At 66.8% G+C, this 22,512-nt stretch carries 23 protein-coding genes; 14 read left to right on the top strand and 9 right to left on the bottom strand.

The genetic code is table 11. The features are described from left to right. Positions 1-364, bottom strand: a 364-nt coding sequence (locus tag EJ903_RS20920) for an ABC transporter permease (protein ID WP_425455510.1), incomplete at its 3' end; no start/stop codon positions are given. Between the two features lie 32 nt (positions 365-396). Continuing rightward, complete coding sequence (locus EJ903_RS20915; protein WP_126619087.1) at positions 397-1,371, bottom strand: ABC transporter substrate-binding protein; 975 nt, start codon at positions 1,369-1,371, stop codon at positions 397-399. Between the two features lie 300 nt (positions 1,372-1,671). On the opposite strand from EJ903_RS20915, the gene EJ903_RS20910 reads away from it, so the two are divergent. The 4 genes from EJ903_RS20910 to EJ903_RS20895 all read left to right on the top strand — a co-directional run bounded on the left by EJ903_RS20910 (position 1,672) and on the right by EJ903_RS20895 (position 6,247). Continuing rightward, a complete protein-coding gene (locus EJ903_RS20910) occupies positions 1,672-2,550 on the top strand; it encodes a 3-hydroxybutyryl-CoA dehydrogenase (RefSeq protein ID WP_126619085.1) in 879 nt (292 codons plus the stop codon). Between the two features lie 215 nt (positions 2,551-2,765). After that, positions 2,766-3,152 carry a hypothetical protein gene (locus EJ903_RS20905; protein ID WP_126619083.1) on the top strand — a complete coding sequence of 129 codons (387 nt, stop codon included), beginning with the start codon at positions 2,766-2,768 and terminating at the stop codon, positions 3,150-3,152. A gap of 122 nt (positions 3,153-3,274) precedes the next feature. Next, complete coding sequence (locus EJ903_RS20900; protein WP_174237340.1) at positions 3,275-3,844, top strand: GNAT family N-acetyltransferase; 570 nt, start codon at positions 3,275-3,277, stop codon at positions 3,842-3,844. Positions 3,845-3,910: 66 nt separating this feature from the next. Continuing rightward, a complete protein-coding gene (locus tag EJ903_RS20895; RefSeq protein ID WP_126619081.1) occupies positions 3,911-6,247 on the top strand; it encodes an Orn/Lys/Arg family decarboxylase in 2,337 nt (778 codons plus the stop codon). A 4-nt stretch (positions 6,248-6,251) separates the two neighbouring features. On the opposite strand, the gene EJ903_RS20890 is transcribed toward EJ903_RS20895, so the two are convergent. Next, positions 6,252-7,823, bottom strand: coding sequence for a sigma 54-interacting transcriptional regulator (locus EJ903_RS20890; protein ID WP_126619079.1), 1,572 nt, complete (start codon positions 7,821-7,823; stop codon positions 6,252-6,254). A 219-nt stretch (positions 7,824-8,042) separates the two neighbouring features. Between EJ903_RS20890 and EJ903_RS20885 the strand changes: the two genes are divergently transcribed. Beyond that, positions 8,043-9,389, top strand: coding sequence for a D-amino acid dehydrogenase (locus EJ903_RS20885; RefSeq protein ID WP_417281862.1), 1,347 nt, complete (start codon positions 8,043-8,045; stop codon positions 9,387-9,389). A 104-nt stretch (positions 9,390-9,493) separates the two neighbouring features. Here EJ903_RS20885 and EJ903_RS20880 read toward each other — a convergent pair whose 3' ends face one another. Further along, on the bottom strand, positions 9,494-10,285 hold the full coding sequence (locus EJ903_RS20880; RefSeq protein WP_126619075.1) for a DUF2076 domain-containing protein: 792 nt from the start codon (positions 10,283-10,285) through the stop codon (positions 9,494-9,496). A gap of 296 nt (positions 10,286-10,581) precedes the next feature. Between EJ903_RS20880 and EJ903_RS20875 the strand changes: the two genes are divergently transcribed. Further along, positions 10,582-10,968, top strand: a complete 387-nt coding sequence (locus EJ903_RS20875; RefSeq protein ID WP_126619073.1) for a hypothetical protein — start codon at positions 10,582-10,584, stop codon at positions 10,966-10,968. A gap of 15 nt (positions 10,969-10,983) precedes the next feature. Here EJ903_RS20875 and EJ903_RS20870 read toward each other — a convergent pair whose 3' ends face one another. Continuing rightward, positions 10,984-11,991 carry a BMP family lipoprotein gene (locus EJ903_RS20870; RefSeq protein WP_126619071.1) on the bottom strand — a complete coding sequence of 336 codons (1,008 nt, stop codon included), beginning with the start codon at positions 11,989-11,991 and terminating at the stop codon, positions 10,984-10,986. Between the two features lie 258 nt (positions 11,992-12,249). Between EJ903_RS20870 and EJ903_RS20865 the strand changes: the two genes are divergently transcribed. Next, entirely contained in the window at positions 12,250-13,479 is a 1,230-nt protein-coding gene (locus EJ903_RS20865) for a Bcr/CflA family multidrug efflux MFS transporter (protein ID WP_126619069.1), read from the top strand. On the opposite strand, the gene EJ903_RS20860 is transcribed toward EJ903_RS20865, so the two are convergent. Both EJ903_RS20860 and EJ903_RS20855 read right to left on the bottom strand, forming a co-directional pair. Further along, positions 13,418-14,908 (bottom strand): adenylate/guanylate cyclase domain-containing protein, encoded by a 1,491-nt coding sequence (locus EJ903_RS20860; protein ID WP_126619067.1) that lies wholly within the window; start codon positions 14,906-14,908, stop codon positions 13,418-13,420. The genes EJ903_RS20865 and EJ903_RS20860 overlap by 62 nt on opposite strands. Before the next feature lie 33 nt (positions 14,909-14,941). Continuing rightward, positions 14,942-15,265, bottom strand: coding sequence for a cupredoxin domain-containing protein (locus EJ903_RS20855; RefSeq protein ID WP_126619065.1), 324 nt, complete (start codon positions 15,263-15,265; stop codon positions 14,942-14,944). 190 nt (positions 15,266-15,455) lie between these two features. Between EJ903_RS20855 and EJ903_RS20850 the strand changes: the two genes are divergently transcribed. Beyond that, positions 15,456-16,478, top strand: coding sequence for an ABC transporter substrate-binding protein (locus EJ903_RS20850; RefSeq protein ID WP_246015807.1), 1,023 nt, complete (start codon positions 15,456-15,458; stop codon positions 16,476-16,478). Between the two features lie 3 nt (positions 16,479-16,481). Beyond that, positions 16,482-16,790, top strand: coding sequence for a hypothetical protein (locus EJ903_RS20845; RefSeq protein WP_126619061.1), 309 nt, complete (start codon positions 16,482-16,484; stop codon positions 16,788-16,790). Positions 16,791-16,892: 102 nt separating this feature from the next. On the opposite strand, the gene EJ903_RS20840 is transcribed toward EJ903_RS20845, so the two are convergent. After that, the gene (locus tag EJ903_RS20840; protein WP_126619059.1) at positions 16,893-17,540 is read right to left on the bottom strand and encodes a bifunctional 4-hydroxy-2-oxoglutarate aldolase/2-dehydro-3-deoxy-phosphogluconate aldolase; all 648 of its coding nucleotides are present in this window, start codon (positions 17,538-17,540) and stop codon (positions 16,893-16,895) included. Beyond that, positions 17,537-18,463, bottom strand: a complete 927-nt coding sequence (locus EJ903_RS20835) for a MurR/RpiR family transcriptional regulator (protein ID WP_126619057.1) — start codon at positions 18,461-18,463, stop codon at positions 17,537-17,539. The genes EJ903_RS20840 and EJ903_RS20835 overlap by 4 nt, the downstream gene beginning before the upstream one ends. 267 nt (positions 18,464-18,730) lie before the next feature. Between EJ903_RS20835 and kduI the strand changes: the two genes are divergently transcribed. The 5 genes from kduI to EJ903_RS20810 all read left to right on the top strand — a co-directional run bounded on the left by kduI (position 18,731) and on the right by EJ903_RS20810 (position 22,498). Beyond that, positions 18,731-19,567 carry a 5-dehydro-4-deoxy-D-glucuronate isomerase gene (kduI, locus tag EJ903_RS20830; RefSeq protein WP_126619055.1) on the top strand — a complete coding sequence of 279 codons (837 nt, stop codon included), beginning with the start codon at positions 18,731-18,733 and terminating at the stop codon, positions 19,565-19,567. Next, a complete protein-coding gene (gene kduD, locus EJ903_RS20825) occupies positions 19,564-20,328 on the top strand; it encodes a 2-dehydro-3-deoxy-D-gluconate 5-dehydrogenase KduD (RefSeq protein WP_126619053.1) in 765 nt (254 codons plus the stop codon). The genes kduI and kduD overlap by 4 nt, the downstream gene beginning before the upstream one ends. 105 nt (positions 20,329-20,433) lie before the next feature. Beyond that, the gene (locus tag EJ903_RS20820) at positions 20,434-21,117 is read left to right on the top strand and encodes an amino acid ABC transporter permease (RefSeq protein WP_126619051.1); all 684 of its coding nucleotides are present in this window, start codon (positions 20,434-20,436) and stop codon (positions 21,115-21,117) included. Between the two features lie 15 nt (positions 21,118-21,132). Continuing rightward, a complete protein-coding gene (locus EJ903_RS20815; RefSeq protein WP_126619049.1) occupies positions 21,133-21,795 on the top strand; it encodes an amino acid ABC transporter permease in 663 nt (220 codons plus the stop codon). Then, a complete protein-coding gene (locus EJ903_RS20810) occupies positions 21,770-22,498 on the top strand; it encodes an amino acid ABC transporter ATP-binding protein (protein WP_126619048.1) in 729 nt (242 codons plus the stop codon). The genes EJ903_RS20815 and EJ903_RS20810 overlap by 26 nt, the downstream gene beginning before the upstream one ends. Positions 22,499-22,512: the final 14 nt, after the last annotated feature.

Raw genomic sequence — 22,512 nt, 5'->3', positions numbered from 1 at the left:
CCTGCAACAGCGGGTCCATCAGCCCATAGGCGCGCTCGCTGGTTCCCATCACCAGCCCCAGCGGCAGGGCCAGCCCGGCCCCGACGGCGAAGCCCAGCACGACGCGGTAGAGGCTGGACCAGGCGTCGGTCAGCATTTCGCCCGACAGCGCCCACAGGAACCAGCCCGATTGCGCCGGGTCATAGGCTTCGGACGGCAGCAGATAGGCCCACCAGCGCACCACCACCGCCACCGGGGAGGGCAGAACCACCGGGTTGATCAGGCCGGAGGAGGACAGCGCCTGCCAGAAGGCGACCACCAGCAACGGAACAAGGGAGCCGCGCAGGATCGACGCGGCGGAGGTTTTGGACGAGGCGTTGGACATCGGGAGGTTCCTTCCGGCAGGGGCGGGCTGGATCAGTTGGTCTTGACCGACGCCTTGGCCTTGGCGAGCAGGTCCAGCTTGACCCAGTCGGCGGCCTTGGGCGGGTTCTCCATCCGGCCGACGCCGTATTTCTGCATCAGATCCGTGGTGATCTGGACATGCTCGACCGACAGGTCATAGGAGAAGGGCGAGTTGCCGATGGCGTCCTTGTAATCCTCGCTGGTGATCTGGCCCTTGAACATCTTGTCGCGGACGTAGGATTCGGCCAGCGCCGGTTGGGCGATGAAGGTGGCCGTCGCCTCGACAAAGCAACGGATCAGCCGTTCGGCGATTTCGGGCTTCTTCTTGTAGAAATCCTCGGTGACGACGAGGGAGCGCACCGGCTCGCCCAGTTCGGTGTCGTAGGGCTTGATGACCTCGACGCCAAAACCCTTGTTGATCGCCTGGCTCGATTGCGGCTCCGACTGCGACATCGCGTCGATGCTGCCCGCCAACAGCGCCTGATTCATGTCGGCGTAGGCCATGTAGGTGATCTGCACGTCCTTGCCCGGACGGTCCGACCAGCTCAGGCCATGCTTGGCCAGTTCGGCCAACAGAACCAGTTCCTGCGCGCCGCCGCGCGGGGTGGCGACCTTCTTGCCCTTCAGATCGGCGATGGTCTTGATGCCCGCGTTCGGCTTGGCGACGATGCGCGCCCCGCCCTTGGCGAAACCGGCCACCGCGTAGATCGGCACGCCCGAGGCGCGTCCGGCGATGGCAGCGTCCACCGCGCTGGCGGCCACGTCGATTTCACCGGCGACGATGGCGGGCAGGATGTCGATGCCCTTGGGGAACACCCGCTCCTCGATCTTCAGATCGTATTTTCCGGCGATCTCCTTCATGTAGGACACCGCGCCGTAATGGGCGAATTTCAGGTTGCCGAGTCGGACCAGATCGGCGGCGCTGGCGGTGGTGGAGGCCAGGGCGGCGGCCAACACGGTGGCGGCGATCAGGCTGGTCTTGCGCATCACTCTCTCCCAAGGGCGTTTGTCCGCAACACCGGCGTTGCGGTTGACCACTCCATCAGCAAACGCCGTGCCGCCCGCTGTTGGCGGCGCAAACAATTGAAAACACTGCGCGGCGCGCGGGGCCTGCCCGCCCACGTCAGCGGAAATCCGCCGATGTGGGCGGAGCCGTCGGCGGATTTCCGCCGATCACCACCCGCGCTCTCCCCCGGCCGTGGCGGCGTGCGACGACGAGTCATCGCGACGCAACGGAAAAGGGTGTAATGATGCTGCACCTGCGAACCAAAAAAGGAACCGAGGACAATGACCGAGAGCAACGCGGCCGCCACGATCCAGACCGTTGGCGTCATTGGGGCCGGGACCATGGGCAACGGCATCGCCCAGGTCAGCGCCGTCGCCGGTCTGACCGTGGTGATGATCGACATTTCCGACGAGGCGGTGGCCCGTGGGCTGAAGACCATCGGCGGCAGCCTCGACCGGCTGGTCAAGAAGGAGAAGATGACGGCGGAGGACCGCGACGCCGCCCTGGCCCGCATCACCGCCACCACCGACAAGGCCGCGCTGGGCACCTGCGATCTGGTGATCGAAGCCGCGACCGAGAACGAGGCGCTGAAGGTCAAGATCCTGAAGGATCTGCCCGCCGTGCTGAAGCCCGACGCGCTGATCGCCACCAACACCTCGTCGATCTCCATCACCAAGCTGGCGGCGGCGACCGACCGTCCCGACCGCTTCATCGGCATGCATTTCTTCAACCCGGTGCCGCTGATGGCGCTGCTGGAACTGATTCGCGGCCTTCAGACCTCCGACGCCACGCACGAAGCGGCGATGGCCTTTGCCAAGCGCGTCGGCAAGGCCCCGATCACCGCCAAGAACAGCCCCGGTTTCGCCGTCAACCGCATCCTCTGCCCGATGATCAACGAGGCGATCTTCGCGTTGCAGGAAGGGTTGGCGACCGCCGAGGACATCGACGCGGGCATGAAGCTGGGCTGCAACCACCCGATCGGCCCGTTGGCGCTGGCCGACATGATCGGGTTGGACACCATGCTGTTCATCATGGATGTGTTCTATCAGGGCTTCAACGATCCGAAATACCGCGCCGCCCCGCTGTTGAAGGAAATGGTGGACGCCGGTCATCTGGGCCGCAAGTCGGGCAAGGGCTTCTACGACTACAGCGGCAAGTAACCACCTGACGCGCTGTTGCACGCCACCGCCGCCCGGGAACGCCTGTTCCCCGGCGGCGGTGGCGTTGTGTTTTGACGATTGTGCGAATTGGGCCGCGCGGGGCAATTTCCCGCTTGCGCCCACCGGGTGGCCTGCACAAGCTTGTTGGGACCACACACGATTCCAACCCTGGCCGACCCATCCCAAGCATGGGCGGTCGCAAGCAGGAGAACGGCATGTCGATCCGCCAACTGGCCCCCGCCCTTGTGGCTCTGAGCCTTCTGGCCACCCCGGCCGTTGCCGCCGAAGGCGGCGCATCGTCGTCCTGGGCCGGAACCATCACCACGGTGGTGGTTGGCGGTGCCATCGGCGCGGTGGCCCTGCCTTACGCCCTTCCCGTGGTCGCGCCGGTGGTGGGCAACGCCGTCACCACGGCGGGCGCGGCGGTGACGGCCACCGCCCCGGCGGTGGGTGCCCTGATCCTGGATTCGGCGGTGGCGGCGGGGACCTTCGTCTCCAGCGTCTCGTCCACCGCGACCACCTATGTCCTGTCCCAGCCGGTGGCCAACCAGGCCGCCATCGGCGGTGCCGCCGGTGCCGTCTTCGCGCTGGGCATGCGCTGAGAAGGGGCGCGACGGGGCGGCGGTCAACACTCTGACGTCGCCCCGTCACACCCCTGTCATCGTCTTGCGATACCCTGCCGCCGCGACGCGATCCGGCGTTGCGGCAGCAGAGGTTGGGACCCGTGCCTGATTCAGCCCCCGTCATCGTCATCCGCCCCTCCACCGAGGAGGATGTTCCGGCGATGTTGGACATTTACGGCTACCACATCCAACACGGCCTTGGCCCGTTCGACCTCGAACCCCTGCACCCGGACGAGCTGAAGCGCCGCCGCAAGGCGATGCTGAAACGCCGCCTGCCGCATCTGGTGGCCGATCTGGACGGGACCGTGGTCGGTTACGCCTACGCCGCGCCCTTCCGCAAACGCCCGGCCTACCGCTACACGGTCGAACACTCGATCTACGTCCACAAGGATTTTCGCGGCATGGGCATCGGGCGGCGTCTGCTGCCCGCCCTGATTGCGGCGCTGGAGCAGACCAAGACCCGCCAGATGATCGCCGTGGTGGACAGCTCCAACATCCCGTCGCGCCGCCTGCACGAAGCCTGCGGCTTCATCGAGGCCGGGGTCTTGCGCTCCGTCGGTTTCAAATTCGGGCGCTGGACCGACAGCGTCTTTTTGCAACGCCCCGTCGGTGCCGCCGATGGACGGTTGCCCGACGATCATCTCGGTGGCACGGTTCCGGCGGGTGAATAAACCCGCCGCCCGCACCGTTCATTCCGTCGTTCTGTCCCTTCCTTTCCGCCCAACCGGAGTCCCGGCATGGAATTTTTCCGTCGTTTCAATGTCCTGATCTGCGCGCCGAACTTCGAGGTCGATGAGCTGGAAGGGGTGCGGCTGCAACAGATCCTGTCGGAGGTGGAGCGGCTGGGCTTCCAGGTCGTGCGGACCCGCCGGATCGAGGACGCCGAACTGGCGATCCGCACCGACGCCGCCATCGGCTGCATGATCGTCGATTGGGGCAAACGCGGGTTGGACGGCAAGAACGCCTCGCTGATCGCGCTGGCCCGCGCGCGCGGCCTGGAAATGCCGATCATCCTGCTGGTGCGCCGCCAGCGCCTGGAAGACATTCCGGTCGACGTGCTCAACCAGGTCGATGGCTATGTGTTCCTGGCTGAAGAAACGCCGGAATTCATCGCCAAGAATCTGGTCAGCCGGTTGAAGCAATACGCCGAAACCCTGAAAACCCCCTTCTTCGGCGCGCTGGTCGATTACGCCGAGGAAGGCAACCAGCTGTGGACCTGCCCCGGCCACAACGGCGGCATCTTCTACAACCGCAGCCCCATCGGGCGGATTTTCGTCGAACATCTGGGCGAAGCCGTGTTCCGCGACGACATCGACAATTCGGTGTTGGAGATGGGCGATCTGCTGATCCACGAAGGCCCGGCGCTGAAGGCGCAAAAGGAGGCCGCCCAAATCTTCGGGGCGGAGCGCACCTATTTCGTGCTGAACGGCACCTCGGCGTCCAACAAGATCGTGCTGTCGGCGCTGGTGGCCGAAGATGATCTGGTGCTGTTCGACCGCAACAACCACAAGGCGGCCCACCATGGCGGCCTGTTCCTGGGCGGCGGCATCCCGATCTTCCTGGAAACCGACCGCAACCCCTTCGGCCTGATCGGCCCGATCGACCATGAGGCGCTGGACGAGGAGCGCATCCGCGAGAAGATCCGCAACAACCCGTTGGTCACGGATCCCGACGCCTGGAAGCGCGAGCGCCCGTTCCGCGCGGCGGTGATCCAGCAATGCAGCTACGACGGGACCATCTACAGCGCCGAGACAATTTTGGCCAAGATCGGCCATCTCTGCGACTACATCCTGTTTGACGAGGCGTGGGCCGGGTTCCTGAAGTTCCACCCGCTGTTCCGGGGCCGCTTCGCCATGGGGCTGGACCAGTTGGGCGAGAACCACCCCGGCATCATCGCCACCCAATCGACGCACAAGCAGCTCGCCAGCTTCTCGCAGGCCTCGCAGATCCATGTGAAGGACAGCCATCTCGGCAAGCAGCGTCGTCGGGTGGAGCATCGCCGCTTCAACGAAACCTTCCTGCTGCACGCCTCGACCTCGCCCTTCTACCCGCTGTTCGCCTCGCTGGACGTCGGCGCGCAGATGATGAAGGGGCGGTCGGGCGAGGTGCTGTGGGACGACACCATCCGCCTGGGCATCGAGCTGCGCAAAAAGATCCGCGCGATCCGCCGCGAATTCGAAGGGCGCGAGAGCGACCCGGCCCGCCGCTGGTTCTTCGACCCCTTCGTGCCCGACCGCACCAGCGTCAAGGGCGTTGAAATGGCGTGGGAGGATGTGCCGACCGACGAGTTGGCCGCCAACGTCCACCATTGGGAATTCCACCCCGGCGCGGATTGGCACGGCTTCCAGCACGTCGCCCCCGGCTACGCCATGACCGACCCGAACAAGCTGACCCTGCTGACCCCCGGCTTCAACCGGCACACCGGGGCCTATGAGGATCACGGCATTCCGGCCCCGGTTCTGGCGCAATATCTGCGCGAAAACCGCATCGTCCCGGAAAAGAACGATCTGAACTCCATCCTGTTCCTGCTGACGCCGGGCGTGGAATCGAGCAAGGCGGGCACGCTGTTGAGCGGTCTGGTCGCCTTCAAGCGGCTGCACGACGACAACGCCCTGTTGGAGGACGTCATCCCCGAATTCGTCGCCAAACGGCCCCAGCGTTACACCGGGACCCGCCTGCGCGACCTGTGCGGCGCGATGCACGCCTATTACCGCGACGCCGGAACCAGCCAGTTGCAGCGGAACATGTTCCGCCCGCAGCATCTGCCCACCATGGTGATGCCGCCGCGCGAGGCCACCCGCCATCTGGTGCGCAACAACGTCGATTACGTGCCGATCGACGAGGCGTTCGGGCGGATCGCCACCACCCTGTTCGTCGTCTACCCGCCCGGCATCGCCACCGTGGTTCCGGGTGAGCGGCTGGACGAGCGCGCCCGCCCGATGATCGATTACCTGAAGATGTTCCAGGAAGGGGCGAACCGCTTCCCCGGCTTCGACAACGAAATCCAGGGCCTGTACCGCGAAACCGGCGAGGATGGCCGGGTCCGCTTCTACACCTACGTCGTGCGGGAATAACCGCTCAACGGTCGGGAATGCCGTATTTGCGCAGCTTGTTGGCGATCATGGTGTGCGAGGTGCGCAGCCGGGCCGCCAGCTTGCGGCTGGACGGAAAACGGGGGTAGAGCGTGCGCAACAGCGTGCGCTCGAACCCCTCCACCGCCTCCTCCCACCCCTCGCCCTCCGGGTCGAGCGACAGGGGGGAGGGATCGAGCGCGGCGGTGATGCGGGCACCGGCAAGATCAAGGTCGGCGGCGTCGATCACGGCGCTGTCGCTCATCGTCACCGCGCGGAAGATGACGTTTTCCAACTGACGGACGTTGCCCGGCCAACGGTTGGCCAGCAGCGTCGCCGCCGCCGCCCCGGTCAGGCGGCAGGGCGGGCGGCGGGTCTGGGCGCAGGCCCGCGCGATGAAATGGCGGGCCAGCAACAGGATGTCGTCGCCGCGCTCGCGCAACGGCGGCACCTGCACCGTCAGCACGTTCAACCGGTAAAACAAATCCTCGCGAAAGCGCTGGTCGGCCACCATCGCCTCCATCGGGCGGTGGGTGGCGCTGATGACGCGGACATCGACCTTTTGTTCCCGCTCCCCACCGACCCTTCGGAAACTGCCGTCGTTGAGGAATCGCAACAATTTGGCCTGAAGATAGGCCGACATTTCGCCGATCTCGTCGAGGAACACGGTCCCGCCATGGGCCAGCTCCAGCAACCCCGGCTTGCCGCCGCGCTGCGCCCCGGTGAAGGAGCCGGGGGCGTAGCCGAACAGCTCGCTTTCCGCCAGATTTTCCGGGACCGCCGCGCAGTTCAGGGCCAGAAAGGGCTTGCCCGCGCGCGGGCTGGCGCGGTGGCAGGCGTGCGCGATCAGCTCCTTGCCGGTCCCGGTTTCGCCCAAGATCAGCAAGGGGGCCTCCACCGCCGCCACCCGCGCGGCGCGCGCCTTCAACCCGCGCATCGGCGGGGAATCGCCCAGAATCTTGTCAAAGCCGCCCTCGTCGAAATTCTGCAAGGCGTCCAGCCGCTCGCCCAGACGGGCCGGAGCGAACAGGGTGATGACCGCCCCCTCCGGCCCGCCCGCGCCCGCGCTGTCGATGATCGGGGTGACGTCGAGCAAAAAGGGCTGGCCGTTCAGGGTCGCCTCGCGGCTGGCGCTGCGGAAACCGCCGCCGCTGGGATCGGCGCTCAACACCTCAATGGTCAGGCCGGGGTCACCGAACAGCGCGCCCAGATCGGCCCCGGTCAGCGCGCTTTCGCTGGTTCCGGCCACGCGCGCGGCCGCCGCGTTGGCCACCACCACCCGCCCGCCGCGATCCACCGCCAGCACCGGATCGGGCAGGGCGGCCAGCAGCGCGTCCAGATGCAGCCGCCGCCGGGTCCCGGGCATCATGTCGATGGCGCTGACCCGCTGCACCCCGGCCACCGTGCGCAGAGCGGAGTCGAGCGCGGGCAGGGCGGCGGGATCCAGCCCGGGCGCGTCGATGTGGATGTGCGGCGGATCGACCTCCACCCCCACCACATTCAACCGGCGCACCGCCAACACCGCCAGAATTTCATGGGCGATGCCGACCCGGTCGGTGAACAGAACCTCGATGCGCATGGTCGGCTCCGCATGGGGGACAACATCGTCTCCACTGTAACTGAACACGTACAGCGTATCAAAATGTTTACACCGCACTCAAACCGCTGATTTCAATGGAAAGAGGGCGTATTGGACCACCATCTGTAAACGTTTCAATACAGGCTGATCCGCCCCCAACCCGCCAGACTCCAATCAAACCGCCATCTCCATCGCTTGGCATCCCGTTTGCTAAGACCTGTGTGCAGAGTGAATTTTCCAGCTTCGGAGGCCAGTCCTATGCGCGTGATCGTTCTTGGCAGCGGCGTCATCGGTGTCAGCACGGCCTATTATCTGGCCCGCGCCGGTCACGAGGTGACGGTGATCGACCGCCAGAACGGTCCGGCGCTGGAAACCAGCTTCGCCAACGCGGGCGAGGTGTCGCCGGGCTATTCGGCCCCGTGGGCGGCCCCCGGCCTGATGCTGAAGGCGGTGAAGTGGCTGACGATGAAGCATTCGCCGCTGGTGATCCGGCCGAAGCTGGATCCGGCCCTGTGGTCGTGGTGCATCAAGCTGCTGATGAACGCCAACGAAACCAGCTATCAGCTCAACAAGGCCCGCATGGTCCGCATCGCCGAATACAGCCGCGATTGCCTGAAGGCGCTGCGCGCGGAAACCGGCATCACCTATGACGAGCGGACCAAGGGCACCTTCCAGGTGTTCCGCACGCAAAAGCAGTTGGACGCCGCAGGGTACGACATGGCGGTGCTGGAGAAATTCGGCGTGCCCTTCAGCCTGCACGACCGCAACGGCCTGTCCTCGGTCGAACCGGCCCTGGAACTGGTCAAGGACAAGCTGGTCGGCGGTCTGCTGCTGCCCGGCGACGAAACCGGCGACTGCTTCATGTTCACCAACCGCCTAGCCGACTTCGCCACCAGGCGCGGGGTGTCGTTCCGCTACGGCGTGACCATTCGCGGCCTGGAGAGCGACGGGACCAAGGTGACGGGCGTCGTCACCGATCAGGGCACGCTGACCGCCGACGCCTACGTCGTCGCCATGGGCAGCTATTCGCCCAAGCTGGTCAAGGGCTTTGGCCTGAAGCTGCCGGTCTATCCGGTCAAGGGCTATTCGCTGACGCTGCCGATCACCGATTCGTCGGGCGCGCCGGAATCCACCGTGATGGACGAAACCCACAAGATCGCCGTCACCCGGCTGGGCGACCGCATCCGCGTCGGCGGCACGGCGGAACTGACCGGCTTCGACCTCACGCTGCGCCAGGGCCGTCGCGGTCCGCTCGATCACGTCGTCCGCGATCTGTTCCCGCGCGGCGGCGACCTGTCGAAGGCGGAGTTCTGGACCGGCCTACGCCCCAACACCCCGGACGGCACCCCCATCGTCGGTCCGACCCCGGTCAAGAACCTGTTCCTGAACACCGGCCATGGCACCTTGGGCTGGACGATGGCCGCCGGTTCGGGCCGTCTGCTGGCTGACGTCATCAGCGGCGTGCCGACCGACATCGATCTGGATGGGCTGACCGTCCACCGCTACACCGGTGCGCCCCTTCCTGCCGCCTACACCCAACGCCCCACGGTCAAGCGCGCGGCGTAAGCGCACCATCATCCACGCGCACAGCGAAAAGGCCCCAGCCCCGGAGCGATCCAGGGCTGGGGCCTTTGCCGTTTCATTCCATCAAAACCGACGTCGCGGCGCGATCAGATCCAGGACTCGTCCGAACCACCGCCCTCGCCGCCATCCACATAGGACCCATCATCGCCCTGATAGCTGGCCTCCTGGTGGGGTGCCGGTTGCTGGTGCGAGACCTCGCGCGGGACGGCGCTGTCGCCATAGAAGTTGTTGACGACCGTCTCGTTCACCACCGTGTCGCCCACCGGCGTGTGTGCGGCGGCGGCAACCCCACCACCCAGCGCGCCGGATCCATGGCTGAACAGCGAAGAAATCGCGCTGGCCGCCAGCATGCCACCCGCCACACCGGCGGCGGTCTGCGCCGCACCGGCCAGAAAACCGCCGCCACGCGACGTGTAGGGTTGCTGCGGGGCGAAGCCCGGTTGCGGCGCGTAAGCGGGCTGGGCGTAAGGGCTGGGGGCCGGGCCAGCGGCGGGGGCACCCCATGGGCTGCGCGCCGGGCCGGAGGGCGGGGGTGCCACGACGGGAGCCGGAGCGTCCGAACGGCTGCCGCCCCAGGGGCTGCGGCCCAAGCCCAACGCGTTGGACAGGAAACTGCCGCCCGAAGCGGCCGGACCTGGTTGCGCGGCCTTGCTTTGCGCCTCCTTCAACTGGCGCTCCAACTCCTCGATGCGGGTCTGGGCGTTGGTCAGCGCCTGCTGTTGCACCAGAATGGTCTGGGCCATGTAATAAGGGGCGAGGGGTTGGCTTTGCACCGCCTGGCGGATGAAGCTGTCGGCATCGGCGTCGCGCGGCTGGCCTTCCGCGTCGCGCAGATGACGGAACAGGTCGGACAGAAGGGTGCGTTCCTCGGGCGTCATTGATCGTCTCCATGGCACGGTCTCAGTTCGTGCGTGTCGGATATGTGAGGGTCGGTGTTTCGCGTTGCAAGCCCCCAGCGGCACAGAGGGCATAGCGGATGATTTGGCGCGCCGATCTATGACGCTCGTCGGATCCTCAGCCAGAGGTCGTGCGACATTCCGTTGACTGTGTGCGCAGCACAAAACGGGATAGACTCGGGATTGAGGGATCAACGGAAACAACAACCCGACAATCAACGACCCAACGTCAGCCCATCGCCCCAAATTCCCCAAATCGTCAAACAGGGAGTACGCCGATGCCGATCCTGGATCAGCCCTGCGCCCCCGAACACCCTGCGTGGAACCTTCCCGAGTTTGATCGTCCCACCGTTCATCACCCCACCATCGGCAGCCATGAATTGGAGCCGGACGAAATCGCCGTGATCGCTGTTCACCAACGGTTGTCGCCCGCCGAAGCCATCCGTCGCGGGGCGGAACTGATGCGCGAACCCTGGGGCCACGCGGCGCTGAGGCAAATGGTGTGGGATCTGCTGTGCATCGCCCGCCGCCGCGACCATGACGTGGACGCCGCCCATCTCAGTGCCCTGTACCGCCGGGTGTGCGGGCGTTTCGCCAACCCGCAGGACCGCCGCAAATCCCTCTCCCGCTCCAGCCACCCGTTCCCCTGCAACACCCTGTGCTGACCAGGCCCGGCGGCGTCAGGTTCCGTCGGTCACGGGTATGCGCCCGGCGATGATGGCGCGCCGCGCGTCTTCCGCCGCGTTCAGCATCGCCGGGGTGAGCAGGGCGCGGTTGTTTTCGTCCACCGCATAGTCCATCGCCCCGTCCGCCAATCCCAGCACATGGGCACCGGGCGTCCAGGTGCCACGCTGCCCGGCCTGGAAGGTGGCATCAACCGCCAGATCCACCCGCTTGAGCATCGAGGTCAGGATGGTCCCGGGGTACAGATAGTTCTGGTTGCTGTCCACACCGATGGCCAGACGCCCATTGTCCTTCGCGGCGGAGAAAACCCCGAAATTCGACACGCCGGCCCCCGCAAAGACGACATCCGCCCCACGCTGGAACTGGCTGCGCGCCACCTCCGCCCCGGTGGTGGGGTCGTTGAAGGCGTCGGGTGTGGTGCCGACGAAATTGACCAGCACGGTGATGTCACCGCGCGCGTGGCGGGCACCCTGGGTGAAGCCCGCGATGAACTTGCGCAGCAGCGGGATGTCGAGCGCCCCGACAAAGCCGACGGTCCCGCTTTTCGACGCCAGCGCCGCCAACACGCCGACCAGAAAGGATCCTTCCTGCTCCCGGAAGGTGACGGAACGGATGTTGGTCGCCTCCGCCACCGCGTCCACAATGGTGAAACGCACCGTCGGGTGTTGCGGGGCCAGTTTGGCGAGCGGGGTGGCGTAGTAAAAGCCGACGGTGACGATGTCAGTGGCCCCGCGCCGGATCAGCCCGGCCACCCCCAGATCGAACTGCGCCGGTGCCTGCGGCGCGTATTCGAGATAACCGATCCCGCTCGCGGACTTGAAACGCTCCGCCCCGGTGTAAGCCCCCTCGTTGAAGCTTTTGTCGAACTTCTGCCCAACCGCGTAGATCAAGCCGGGGGTGAAACCGGACGCACAGGCGGTGTTGGGGACAATCCCGGCGGTGGACAGGGCGGCGAGGCTGGACGCCCCCAGATGCAGAACCGAACGGCGGGTCAACGACGTCATGGTGCGGCTTTTCCGTCTGAAGGGGACTGGGGTTCAGTTAGCCACGGACCGCTGCATCCATCCAGTGGAAAGGATGCGGCAGCGGAAAACCGGCGATACCGCCGCGCGTTGTGTTCGATGATCGCCCATTATCCAGCGGATCGCCCCGTATGGCAAGGCTGCCATTCCAAGACAGGGGGTTTTCGCCGGGCGGATGCGCGCTCACTGTTGCTGTCAGTTGTCTGACCTGTTTCCGTCCCCCCGACTCCTGGAACGCCGATGCTCGCGCGCCTTGCCGCCGTTCGTGCCCTGTCGCCCGCCAACAACCCGTTTTTCATGGCCGCGCTGGGGGTTCTCACCTCCTTCGGTCCGATGGGGACCGACATGTATCTGCCGGGCATGCCGACCATCGGGGCTGATTTGCGCGTGCCACAGGATCAGGTGCAATGGACCCTGTCGGCCTTCTTTCTGGGCTTTGGCATCGGGCAATTGATCTGGGGGGCGCTGGGCGACCGGTTCGGACGGCGCGGCCCGATCGCGGTCGGCATTCTGCTCTATGGCGTGGCCTGCGTCGACTGTTCGCTGTCCAACGACATCGCGCATCTAGCGGGCTGGCGGTTCGTCCAGGGGGTGGGGGCCTGCGCCGGGCCGGTGCTGGTCCGCGCCATGATCCGCGACGTGTTCGACCGCGACCGCGCGGCGCGCACCCTGTCGCTGATGATGCTGGTGATGGGGGCCGCGCCGATCATCGCGCCCCTGATCGGCGGGCAAATCCTGATCTGGGCCAACTGGCGTTGGATTTTCTGGGGGCAGGCGATTTTTGGAGCCATCGCGCTGCTGGCCTTGTGCAGCCTGCCGGAAACGCTGGCGCGCGACCGGCGCAGCAGCCTGCGGCCGATGACGCTGGCGCTGTCCTACCGGCAATTGCTGACCAACCGCGCCTATCTGGGGTTCGCCTTTGGCAGCGCCTGCATCTATGCAGGCATGTTCGCCTTCATCTCCGGCTCGCCCTTCGTCTACATTGACCTGTTCGGCGTGAACCCCGAGTATTTCGGTTTTCTGTTCGGCATCAACATCGTCGGCATGATGGCGATGAGCACCGTCAACAGCCGCATCGTCCTGCGTTACGGCGCGGAACGCATGTTGCGGACCGGCACCGCCCTGGCCGCCGCCGCCGGGCTGGTGGTGCTGGCGGTGGCGGCCAGCGGGGTTGGCGGGCTGTGGGGGTTGGTGGCGGCGATCCTGCTCTTCATGGCAATGATGTCCTTCATCAACGCCAACGCCATGGCCTGCGCCATGCAGTCCTTTCCGCACATGGCGGGCACGGCGTCGGCCCTGGCCGGGATGCTGCAATTCTGCGTCGGCGGCGTGTCGGGTTGGGTGGTCGGGCTGCTCGCCAACGGGACCGCCACCCCGATGGGTGCCGTGATCTGCGCGGCGGCGCTGCTCAGCCTGCTGCTGAACCGGTGGCTGGTGCGGCGGCCAACGCCCAGCCATACAGCTCCATAACGCCATCACGTCCGCGCAGCGCCTTGCCGGGCAGGGCGATCCAGCCGGGGGCCGAGGGCCGCCCCGCCTCATCCACCGCGCCCGAGGCGGCCAGCGCGGCGCGGGAGGCGACGAGCGGGACCCCGGCGCTTTTCGTTTCGTCCTGAAGCCGGGCGGCGACGTTCACCGTGTCACCCAGCACCGTGTATTCCAACCGCACCTCGTCCCCAACCGCGCCGCAGAAGACCGGCCCCCAATGGACGCCAACGCCGATCCGCACGGCGTCCTCGCCCCGTTCGGCCCGCTCCGCGTTCCAGGCGGCGACACGGGCCAGCAGCTCTTGCGCGCAGGCCAGCGCGTCCGCCGCCGCACAGTCGCGCGGGTGGGGGACGCCGAACAGGACCATGGCGGCGTCGCCGATGAATTTGTCGATCACACCGCCATGAGCCGCCGCCGCTGCGGCGACGCAGGCGCGGAATTCCCCGACGAAGCGGCCCAGCGCCGCCGGGTCCAACCCCTCCGACCGGCGGGTGAAGCCCCGGATGTCGGTGAACAGGATCCCCACATCGTGCCGCGCGCCCGCCCGCACCGTTTCCGGGCTGTTGTCGGCCAGCCACGCGCCGATTGCCGGATCCAGATAGCGGCCCAGATTGACCCGACGTTCCCGCTCCAACTCCATCAGGCGGCGGTCGGCCTCGACCCGCAGCAGCAGTTGCGCCCGCATCACCTCCATGGCGCGCAGCAGCTTGCCGGTTTCGTCGCGCCGCTGGCTCGTCACCGGCTCGCTCAGATGACCACCGGCGATGGTTTCGGCCATGCGCACCGCGCGATTGAGCGGGCGGACGATGTTCCGGGTCAGCAGCCCGGCCACCAGCAGCCCGGTCAACAGCACCGCCGCCACGATCACCAGAGTGGTGCGCTGCGCCTCCGCCGCTTCGGCGCGGGCGTCCTCGACGAAGTAGAATCCATCGGATTTCGCGCTTTCCACCGCCAGATCAATGACCGTGAGAATGCGGCGGCTGAGGTCATGGATCGCCGGGTCCTCGACATCGGTGGACACGGTGGCGGGTATCAGCGCGTCCCATTGCCCGATCAGCGCCTTCACCTCGTCCAGCCGCTGGCGCAGCGCCGGGCTGGAGGCGCGGCGATGGGCCACCGCCAGATCATCGTCAAACTCGTCGCGCGCGGCGTGGTATTCGGCCCGCGCCTGTTCGGCCATGTGCGGGTTGCCCAGGGAGGCGACGCGCTGCGCCATCACCATCGCCCGCACATGCAGTTGCGCCGACCGGCTGAAGTCGATGGCCTGCAACGGCTTGTCGTACAGCGTCACCACCAGACGCCCGACCTCCGTCACCGCCTGCACGCTGAACCAGCCACCCACCGCCGTGATCGCCAGGATCAGGGCGAAGGCCAACGTCAGCTTGTAGCGGATTGGGATGTGATCGAGCATCAGGGCTGCGCGCCGCTCATTTCACGGCACCGTTCATTTCACGGTGACGGTCAGGTGCATGCGCGGGTGAATCTGGCACTCCACCTCAAAGGTTCCGGCCTTGGTCAGGCGGATCGACTTCTTTTCACCCGGATTTTGACCGCCCAGATTGAACTCGTGCCCCAGCGTGCCGGAAAACATGTTGTGGGTGTACAGATCGCCGTTGGTGAAGGTCAGGGTGTCCCCCACCTGCGCCGTGACCGACGGCGGGGTGAACGCCTTGTTCTGCTGCTCCACAACGACCTCGGCCGCCCAGGCCGTGCCAACCCACAGCGCCAGAACCGCCGCGCCAACCGCAAACCCCCGTTCACTCATCATGCCCGTCCTTTTCGGATGCGTGGTTGCGATCAGGATACGCGGCGAGACGGTCGTGGTTCAATGGCTGGCAATGGCCCCTTAAATCACGCAAATAATCTTGTTGTTCATTGATAAGAGGCGCGCTGGAATGTGAATTGTCATTTCCCAATCCCCATTCTACCCTGCGCGTGGATTTTCTGGAGGGATGACCATGCCGCTCAATCGCCGCGCCCTGCTGGCCGCCGCCGCCGCTGTGGCGGGCAGCGCCGCGCTGCCGCGCCCGTCCGCCGCCGCCACGCCGCTGCGGGTCGGCTACATCCCCATCATCCCGATGACCCAACTCTATGTGTTGAACGGGGAAGGCTGGGCGAAGGACGCCGGGCTGGATCTGACCCTGACCAGCTTCCAATCCGGACCGGCGATGATCCAGGCCCTGGCGTCGGGGACGCTGGACGTCGCCTATGTCGGCATCGGCCCGGCGATGATCGCCCGTTCCAAGGGCGTCAAGCTGAAGGTGGTTGCCGCCAACGTCATCGATCAGGTAGCGCTCATCGGGCGCGGCCCCTTCGCCAGTTTGACCGCCAGCGCCGCCAGCCCGGCGGAGGGGTTTGCCGCCTTCCGCGCCGCGCAGGGGCGTCCGGCCAAGATCGCCAGCCTGCCCGCCGGATCGGTCCCCGACACCGTGCTGCGCTATTGGGCGCAGGAGGTGGCGAAGATCCCGGCCAGCGACCTTCAAATCGTCGGCATGGGCGACGAGCAGGTGCAACAGGCGCTGCTGTCGGGCGCGGTCGATGGCGCGTCGATCCTCGAACCGACCCTGACGCTGGTGCAAAGCCGCCTGCCCGACGCGCGCCTGGTCGCCAAGGCCGGGACCCTGTTCCCACAACAGCCCGGCGCGATCCTGGCGGTGACGGAATCGGCGATCGCGCAGAGCCGGGCGGCGGTGGCCACGCTGGTGCGGCTGCACATCCGCGCCACCGCCTTCGCCATCGCCAACCCCGACCGCACGGCGGTCATCGTCACCGAGGCCATCGGCAAGGGTCTGATCGAACCGGCGGTGATGCGGGCGGCCTTGGTCTCCGGGGCCACCAACTTCGTCGATGACCCGCGCCGCATCGTCGACTCCACCAAGAAAATGCAGGCGTTCCAGCAGAGCTTGGGCCAAATCCCCGATCCGGTGGACGTGGACGCCCTGTTCGACCACAGCTTTTACGACGCGGCGAAGGCGGGTTGAGCGATGGGCGGGGAACCGGTGATCCGTCTGGTCATCCACGCGCCGACGCCGGGCGCGCTGGAGCGGGGGCGGCGCAACGCCGCCAATCTGCTGAAACTGCGGCCCGACGCGGCGGTGCGGCTGGTGGTGAACGGCGCGGCGGTGGTTGCGGCGCTGGACCATCCCGATCCGGCCACCGATGGCCTGTTGCGCCTGTGCGCCAACAGCCTGAGGGCGGCGGGGCGCGACGCCGGGGCCTTGACCGTGGTTGTGGCGGCGGTGCTCGACATCGCCACCGCGCAGGCCGAGGGGTGGGCCTATCTGCGCGCCTGACCATACGCGCGCCCAAACACCCTCACATCACAATCAGATCAACGTCCGATCACAAAAAGAAAAATGGAGCGGGGGATGAATCGACCCACCCCCCGCCCCAGGTCACGCCACCTTGGCCGCCGTGTAAGCGTCCAAAAGCTGGCGTCCAGCGTTCAGAATTCCATCGCGGTCGCCGCGCTTGACCAGCGCCTCGTCGACCAGTTTGCCGCCCGCTCCGACGCAGGCCACGCCCGCCGCGACATAGGCCGCGACATTGCCCGCGTCGATGCCGCCGGTGGGGACAAAGCGCACGCCGGGGAACACCGACTTCAGCGCCTTGATGTGCGCCGGGCCGACGGTGGAGGCCGGGAACACCTTGACCGCATCGGCCCCGGCCAGAATGGCGGCGTGCACCTCCGTCGGAGTCAGCGCGCCCATCAGGCAGGCCACGCCGTGGCGGCGGCAGGCGGCCGCCACCTCCGGCACCACGCAGGGCGACACGACGTAGCGGGCACCGGCGGCCACCACCTCATCAACCCCGGCGGCGGTCAGAACGGTCCCGGCCCCGATCAGGGCACCGCCCTGCGCGCTCAACTCGGCGATCAGACCGACGGCACCGGGCGTGGTCATGGTGATTTCAAAGGTCCCGTACCCGGCCTCGCGCAGCCACGACACGGCGGTGCGCGCCAGATCGGCGGAGCTGTTGCGGATGACCGGAACCACGCCGTAGGCGGCAAGCTGGTCGAGAGTCGCGGCGGCGGTGCTGGTCATGACGCGTCCTTCACGGGCAAGGGATCGCCGCGCAGGGTGGACGGCACGTCCTCCGGCCCGGTGATGCGGTGACGACCGCGCAGCGCGGTCTTGATGCGGGCAAGCCGCTGGTTGGTTTCCGGCGGCGACAGCAGGCCGACCGCGACGGTCAGCGCGTCCACCAACGCCAGTTGGGCCAGGCGCGAGGCCATGGGCGTGTGCACGGCGGTGTCCTCGTCCACCTCCACCGCCAGCAGCACATCGGCCAGCTTGGCCAGCGGCCCGCGCGCGGCGGTGATGGCGATGACGCAGGCCCCGCCCTCGCGCGCGATGATCGCGGCGTCGAGGATTTCGGCGCTGGTCCCCGTCTTTGAAATCGTCAGCATCACGTCGCCGGGGCCGAGCGTGGCCGCCGCCGCCGTCTGCATGTGCGCGTCCGACGACGCGGCGACCGACGGCAGCAGGCGGAACAGTTTGTGATGCGCGTCCACCGCGACGGAGCCGGACGCCCCGACGCCGATGATCTCCACCCGTTGCGCCGCGATCAGACGGCGGGCCGCCTGCTCCAGCGCCACCGCGTCCAACGTGTCGCGCAGGCGCACCAGGGCACCGATGGAGCGGTCCATCACCTTTTCCGTGGCGCTGGCGACGCTGTCGGTGGGGGCAAGGTCACGCACCAGGGCCAAACCGGCGTTGGTCGCCGCCTGCGCCCGCGCCGCGCTGGCGGCCAGATGCTGGGCCAGCCGCAGCTTGAAATCCTGAAAGCCGGTGCAGCCGACCGCGCGGCAGAAACGGACCACCGTCGGCTCGCTCACCTCCGCCTTGGCGGCCAGTTGGGCGATGCTGTCCCCCACCACCGCGTCCGGCTGCGCCAACACGACCTGCGCCACCGCCAGTTCGGCGCGGCGCAGCGACGGGAGCGAAGCGTGCAGGTTGGGCAGCATGACGGGCAGGGGATCCGCAGGCAGGGCGACCGGATGGCGTGAATGTAGTCGTACTACACGATCCGCCCGCTGTCGAGGGTGCGTTTGAAATTGGACTACAGACTGTTTGGAATCGCCGCTGTTGGCGGGACCATGGATTCCCGCTTGACTGATATACTAGTATATCCTATTCCTCGACCCAGACACCGGCGCACCACCGCGCCCCACGGACGGGGGCGGATCGGTCGGGCGGCATCGCACCGCCACCGATCCCCTCAGGGAGACAGCATGAACATTGATCTTCGCTACGCGCCGCACCCCGACGACGCCAAGGGCTATGACACCGCCGCGCTGCGCCGCCATTTCCTGATGGAAAACCTGTTCCAGCCCAATCAGATCACGCTGACCTACAGCACGGTGGACCGGGTGGTGGTGGGCGGCGTCCTGCCGACGACGGAGTCGGTCGTCCTGTCCGCCCCGAAGGAGGTGGGATCCCCCACCTTCCTGGCGCGGCGCGAAATGGGCGTGTTCAACATCGGCGCGCCGGGCCGCGTGCGGGTGGATGGCGCGGTCTATGAGATGGGCAACCGCGACGCCCTCTACATCGGCAAGGACAGCGCCGACGTGCGGTTCGAAAGCGTCGATCCGGCCAACCCGGCCAAATTCTATGTGATGAGCACCCCGGCGCACGCCCGTTTCGAAACCCGGCACATCCGCCAGGATCAGGCCAAGAAGATGGAGGTCGGCGACATCGCCACCTCCAACCGCCGCACCATCTACCAATACATCCTGCCGGGCGTCTGCGACACCTGCCAGCTCGTGATGGGTCTGACCCAGTTGGAGCCGGGCAGCATGTGGAACACCATGCCCGCCCACAGCCACACCCGCCGCTGCGAGGTGTATTTCTACTTCGACCTCGCCGACAGCGCCCGCATCTTCCACCTGATGGGCGAGCCGACGGAAACCCGCCACATCGTGGTGAAGAACGAGGAGCTGGTGATCTCGCCCGCCTGGTCGATCCATTCCGGCGTCGGGACCAGCAACTACGCCTTCATCTGGGGCATGGGCGGCGACAACGTCGATTACACCGACATGGATTGGATCCCGATGGAGACGCTGCGATGAGCCGCCCGTCCCTCTTCGATCTGACCGGCAAGACCGCGCTGGTCACGGGGGCCAACACCGGCTTGGGCCAGGCCATCGCCGTGGCGTTGGCGGAGGCCGGGGCCGGGATCATCGCGGTGGGCCGGTCGGCGATGGACGAGACGGCGGCCCAGGTCGCCGCCGCCGGTGCCCCGTTCCACGCCATCCGCGCCGACCTGTCCGGCGTGGCCGCCGTCGCCCCGGTGATGGAACAGGCGCAGGCGACCGGCGCGCGGGTGGATATTCTGGTCAACAACGCGGGCATCATCCGCCGGGCCGACGCGGTGGATTTCACCGAGGCCGATTGGGATGACGTGATGAACGTCAACCTGAAAACCACCTTCTTCCTGACCCAGGCGGTGGGGCGGTCGATGATCGCCGACGGTCTGGGCGGCAAGATCATCAACATCGCCTCGCTGCTGTCCTTCCAGGGCGGCATCCGCATCCCGTCCTACACCGCCAGCAAAAGCGGGCTGGCCGGGTTGACGCGGCTGCTGGCCTGCGAATGGGCGGACAAGGGCATCAACGTCAACGCCATCGCGCCCGGCTATTTCGACACCAACAACACCGAGGCGCTGCGCAACGATCCCAAGCGCAACGCCGACATCCTGGCCCGCATCCCCGCCGGTCACTGGGGTCAACCCAAGGAATTGGGCGGGGCGGCGGTGTTCCTGGCCTCGGCGGCGTCGGATTACGTGCACGGCGTGGTGCTGCCGGTCGATGGCGGGTGGATGGCGCGGTAACGGCGCGCTGGTCCGTCCGGGGGGCGGCACCGCGCCGCCCCTTCACCACAAGAAGCAAGAATCCGGCAGCAAGCCGGGCGGACACCGACACCGGGAGGGCATCTTGTGAAGTACACTTTCGACTTCGCCAGCCTGCAGGAATACTGGCCGGAGTTTCTGCGCGGCGCGCTGATGACGCTGGAGATGACGGCCATCGCCACCGTGCTGGGCATGGTGATCGGCGTGCTGTGCGCCATCGGTCGGCGCGGCAAGCGCCCGTGGCTGGCCGCGCTGTGCGGGGCCTATGTGGAGGTGGTGCGCAACACCCCCTACCTGATCCAAATCTTCTTCATTTTCTTCGGCTTGGCGTCCGCCGGTTTGAAGCTGCCGATCTTCGCCGCCGCCATCCTGACCATGGTGTTCAACGTCGGGGCCTACACCGCCGAAATCGTGCGGGCGGGCATGGACACCATTCATCCCGGCCAGATCGAAGCCGCCGAGGCGCTGGGCCTGTCCGTTCCGCAAATCTATTGGGACGTGATCCTGCGCCCGTCGCTGGAACGGGTGTACCCGTCGCTGACCGGCCAATTCGTGCTGATGATGCTGTCGTCGTCGGTCACGTCGCAGATTTCGGCGGAGGAGCTGACCGGGGTTGCCAACTCCGTCCAGTCGGAAAGCTTCCGCTCCTTTGAAACCTTCATCGTCGTGGCGGTTCTGTATTTCCTGATGGCGATGCTGCTGAAATTCGCCTTCTTCCTGGTCGGTCAGGCGATGTTTCCGCGCCGCCGCCGCCTTGGCACCCCGTTGTAAGGAGGCCGGACGATCATGGGCGGAAGCTTCACCATCAACCATTTCCTCTATCTGCTGCAGGGCGTGGGCTGGACCATCGTCCTGTCGGCGCTGGCCTTTGCCCTGGGCGGGGTCGCCGGGTTCGGCGTGATGCTGCTGCGCACGGCGCGCAGCGCGCTGTTGCGGCGGATCTCCTTCCTCTATGTGCAGCTCATCCAGGGCACGCCGCTGCTGATCCTGCTGTTCGTCGTCTATTTCGGCCTGGGCGTGGTCGGCATCGAACTGCCGCCGCTGCTGGCGGCTGGCGTGTCGCTGATGGTCTATTGCAGCGCCTTTTTGGGCGAAATCTGGCGCGGCTGCGTGGAATCGGTTCCGCGCACCCAATGGGAAGCGTCGGAAGGGTTGGCCCTGACGCGCTGGCAAACCCTGGTCGATGTCATCCTGCCGCAAGCCGCGCGCATCGCCACGCCGCCGACGGTCGGCTTTCTGGTCCAGGTTCTCAAAAGCACCTCGCTCGCCTCGGTCGTCGGCTTTGTCGAACTGACTCGCGCGGCGCAGGTGGTCAACAACTCGCTGTTCACGCCGTTCCTCGTCTTCGGGATCGCGGGCGTCCTGTATTTCGCCCTGTGCTACCCGCTGTCGCGCTGGAGCCGTTCGCTTGAGAGGAAGCTCAATGTCGGCCGTCGTCAAGCTGCATGACATCCACAAATCCTTCGGCACCGTCGAAGTGCTGAAGGGCGTGTCGTTCGAGATCGACCGGGGCGAGGTCGTCGCCATCATCGGCCGCAGCGGCTCGGGAAAAAGCACGGCGCTGCGCTGCATCAACCGGCTGGAAACCATCCAGTCGGGCACGCTGGAGGTCTGCGGCCATCGGCTGGACCAACCCACGCTGGATCTGCGGGCGCTGCGCCAGGACGTCGGCATGGTGTTCCAAAGCTACAACCTGTTCCCGCATCTGACGGTGGAGCAGAACATCACGCTGGCCCCGCGCCGGGTCAAACGCTTGCCCAACAGCCAGGCCCGCGCCTTGGCGCAAGCCTCGTTGGAGCGGGTCGGGTTGGCCGAAAAGATCGATTGCTACCCCGAACAGCTTTCGGGCGGCCAGCAGCAGCGCGTGGCCATCGCCCGGTCGCTGGCGATGCAGCCCAAGGTCATGCTGTTCGACGAAGTGACCTCCGCGCTGGACCCGCAACTGACCGGCGAGGTGCTGCGCGTGATGGAAACGCTGGCCCAGGGCGGCATGACGATGGCGGTGGTCACGCACGAAATGACCTTCGCCCGCCGCGTCGCCGACCGGGTCATTTTCATGCATCAGGGCCGTGTCTGGGAAACCGGACCCGGTGAGATGCTGGAAAACCCGCAAACCCCCGAATTGCAGGCGTTCCTGTCCAACGGCCTGTAAGCCCCATCGCGTTC

This window comes from Azospirillum griseum, from assembly GCF_003966125.1.
GTDB lineage: Bacteria > Pseudomonadota > Alphaproteobacteria > Azospirillales > Azospirillaceae > Azospirillum > Azospirillum griseum.
The sequence above is the reverse complement of the archived record's forward strand: the minus strand, read 5'-3'. Positions and strand labels throughout refer to the sequence as shown.

What these genes read in the sequence shown, in the direction of transcription:
- EJ903_RS20915 (WP_126619087.1), bottom strand. Translation starts at nt 1,371, where the DNA reads ATGCGCAAGACCAGCCTGATCGCCGCCACCGTGTTGGCCGCCGCCCTG.
- EJ903_RS20910 (WP_126619085.1), top strand. Translation starts at nt 1,672, where the DNA reads ATGACCGAGAGCAACGCGGCCGCCACGATCCAGACCGTTGGCGTCATT.
- EJ903_RS20905 (WP_126619083.1), top strand. Translation starts at nt 2,766, where the DNA reads ATGTCGATCCGCCAACTGGCCCCCGCCCTTGTGGCTCTGAGCCTTCTG.
- EJ903_RS20895 (WP_126619081.1), top strand. Translation starts at nt 3,911, where the DNA reads ATGGAATTTTTCCGTCGTTTCAATGTCCTGATCTGCGCGCCGAACTTC.
- EJ903_RS20890 (WP_126619079.1), bottom strand. Translation starts at nt 7,823, where the DNA reads ATGCGCATCGAGGTTCTGTTCACCGACCGGGTCGGCATCGCCCATGAA.
- EJ903_RS20880 (WP_126619075.1), bottom strand. Translation starts at nt 10,285, where the DNA reads ATGACGCCCGAGGAACGCACCCTTCTGTCCGACCTGTTCCGTCATCTG.
- EJ903_RS20875 (WP_126619073.1), top strand. Translation starts at nt 10,582, where the DNA reads ATGCCGATCCTGGATCAGCCCTGCGCCCCCGAACACCCTGCGTGGAAC.
- EJ903_RS20870 (WP_126619071.1), bottom strand. Translation starts at nt 11,991, where the DNA reads ATGACGTCGTTGACCCGCCGTTCGGTTCTGCATCTGGGGGCGTCCAGC.
- EJ903_RS20865 (WP_126619069.1), top strand. Translation starts at nt 12,250, where the DNA reads ATGCTCGCGCGCCTTGCCGCCGTTCGTGCCCTGTCGCCCGCCAACAAC.
- EJ903_RS20860 (WP_126619067.1), bottom strand. Translation starts at nt 14,908, where the DNA reads ATGCTCGATCACATCCCAATCCGCTACAAGCTGACGTTGGCCTTCGCC.
- EJ903_RS20855 (WP_126619065.1), bottom strand. Translation starts at nt 15,265, where the DNA reads ATGATGAGTGAACGGGGGTTTGCGGTTGGCGCGGCGGTTCTGGCGCTG.
- EJ903_RS20850 (WP_246015807.1), top strand. Translation starts at nt 15,456, where the DNA reads ATGCCGCTCAATCGCCGCGCCCTGCTGGCCGCCGCCGCCGCTGTGGCG.
- EJ903_RS20845 (WP_126619061.1), top strand. Translation starts at nt 16,482, where the DNA reads ATGGGCGGGGAACCGGTGATCCGTCTGGTCATCCACGCGCCGACGCCG.
- EJ903_RS20840 (WP_126619059.1), bottom strand. Translation starts at nt 17,540, where the DNA reads ATGACCAGCACCGCCGCCGCGACTCTCGACCAGCTTGCCGCCTACGGC.
- EJ903_RS20835 (WP_126619057.1), bottom strand. Translation starts at nt 18,463, where the DNA reads ATGCTGCCCAACCTGCACGCTTCGCTCCCGTCGCTGCGCCGCGCCGAA.
- kduI (WP_126619055.1), top strand. Translation starts at nt 18,731, where the DNA reads ATGAACATTGATCTTCGCTACGCGCCGCACCCCGACGACGCCAAGGGC.
- kduD (WP_126619053.1), top strand. Translation starts at nt 19,564, where the DNA reads ATGAGCCGCCCGTCCCTCTTCGATCTGACCGGCAAGACCGCGCTGGTC.
- EJ903_RS20815 (WP_126619049.1), top strand. Translation starts at nt 21,133, where the DNA reads ATGGGCGGAAGCTTCACCATCAACCATTTCCTCTATCTGCTGCAGGGC.
- EJ903_RS20810 (WP_126619048.1), top strand. Translation starts at nt 21,770, where the DNA reads ATGTCGGCCGTCGTCAAGCTGCATGACATCCACAAATCCTTCGGCACC.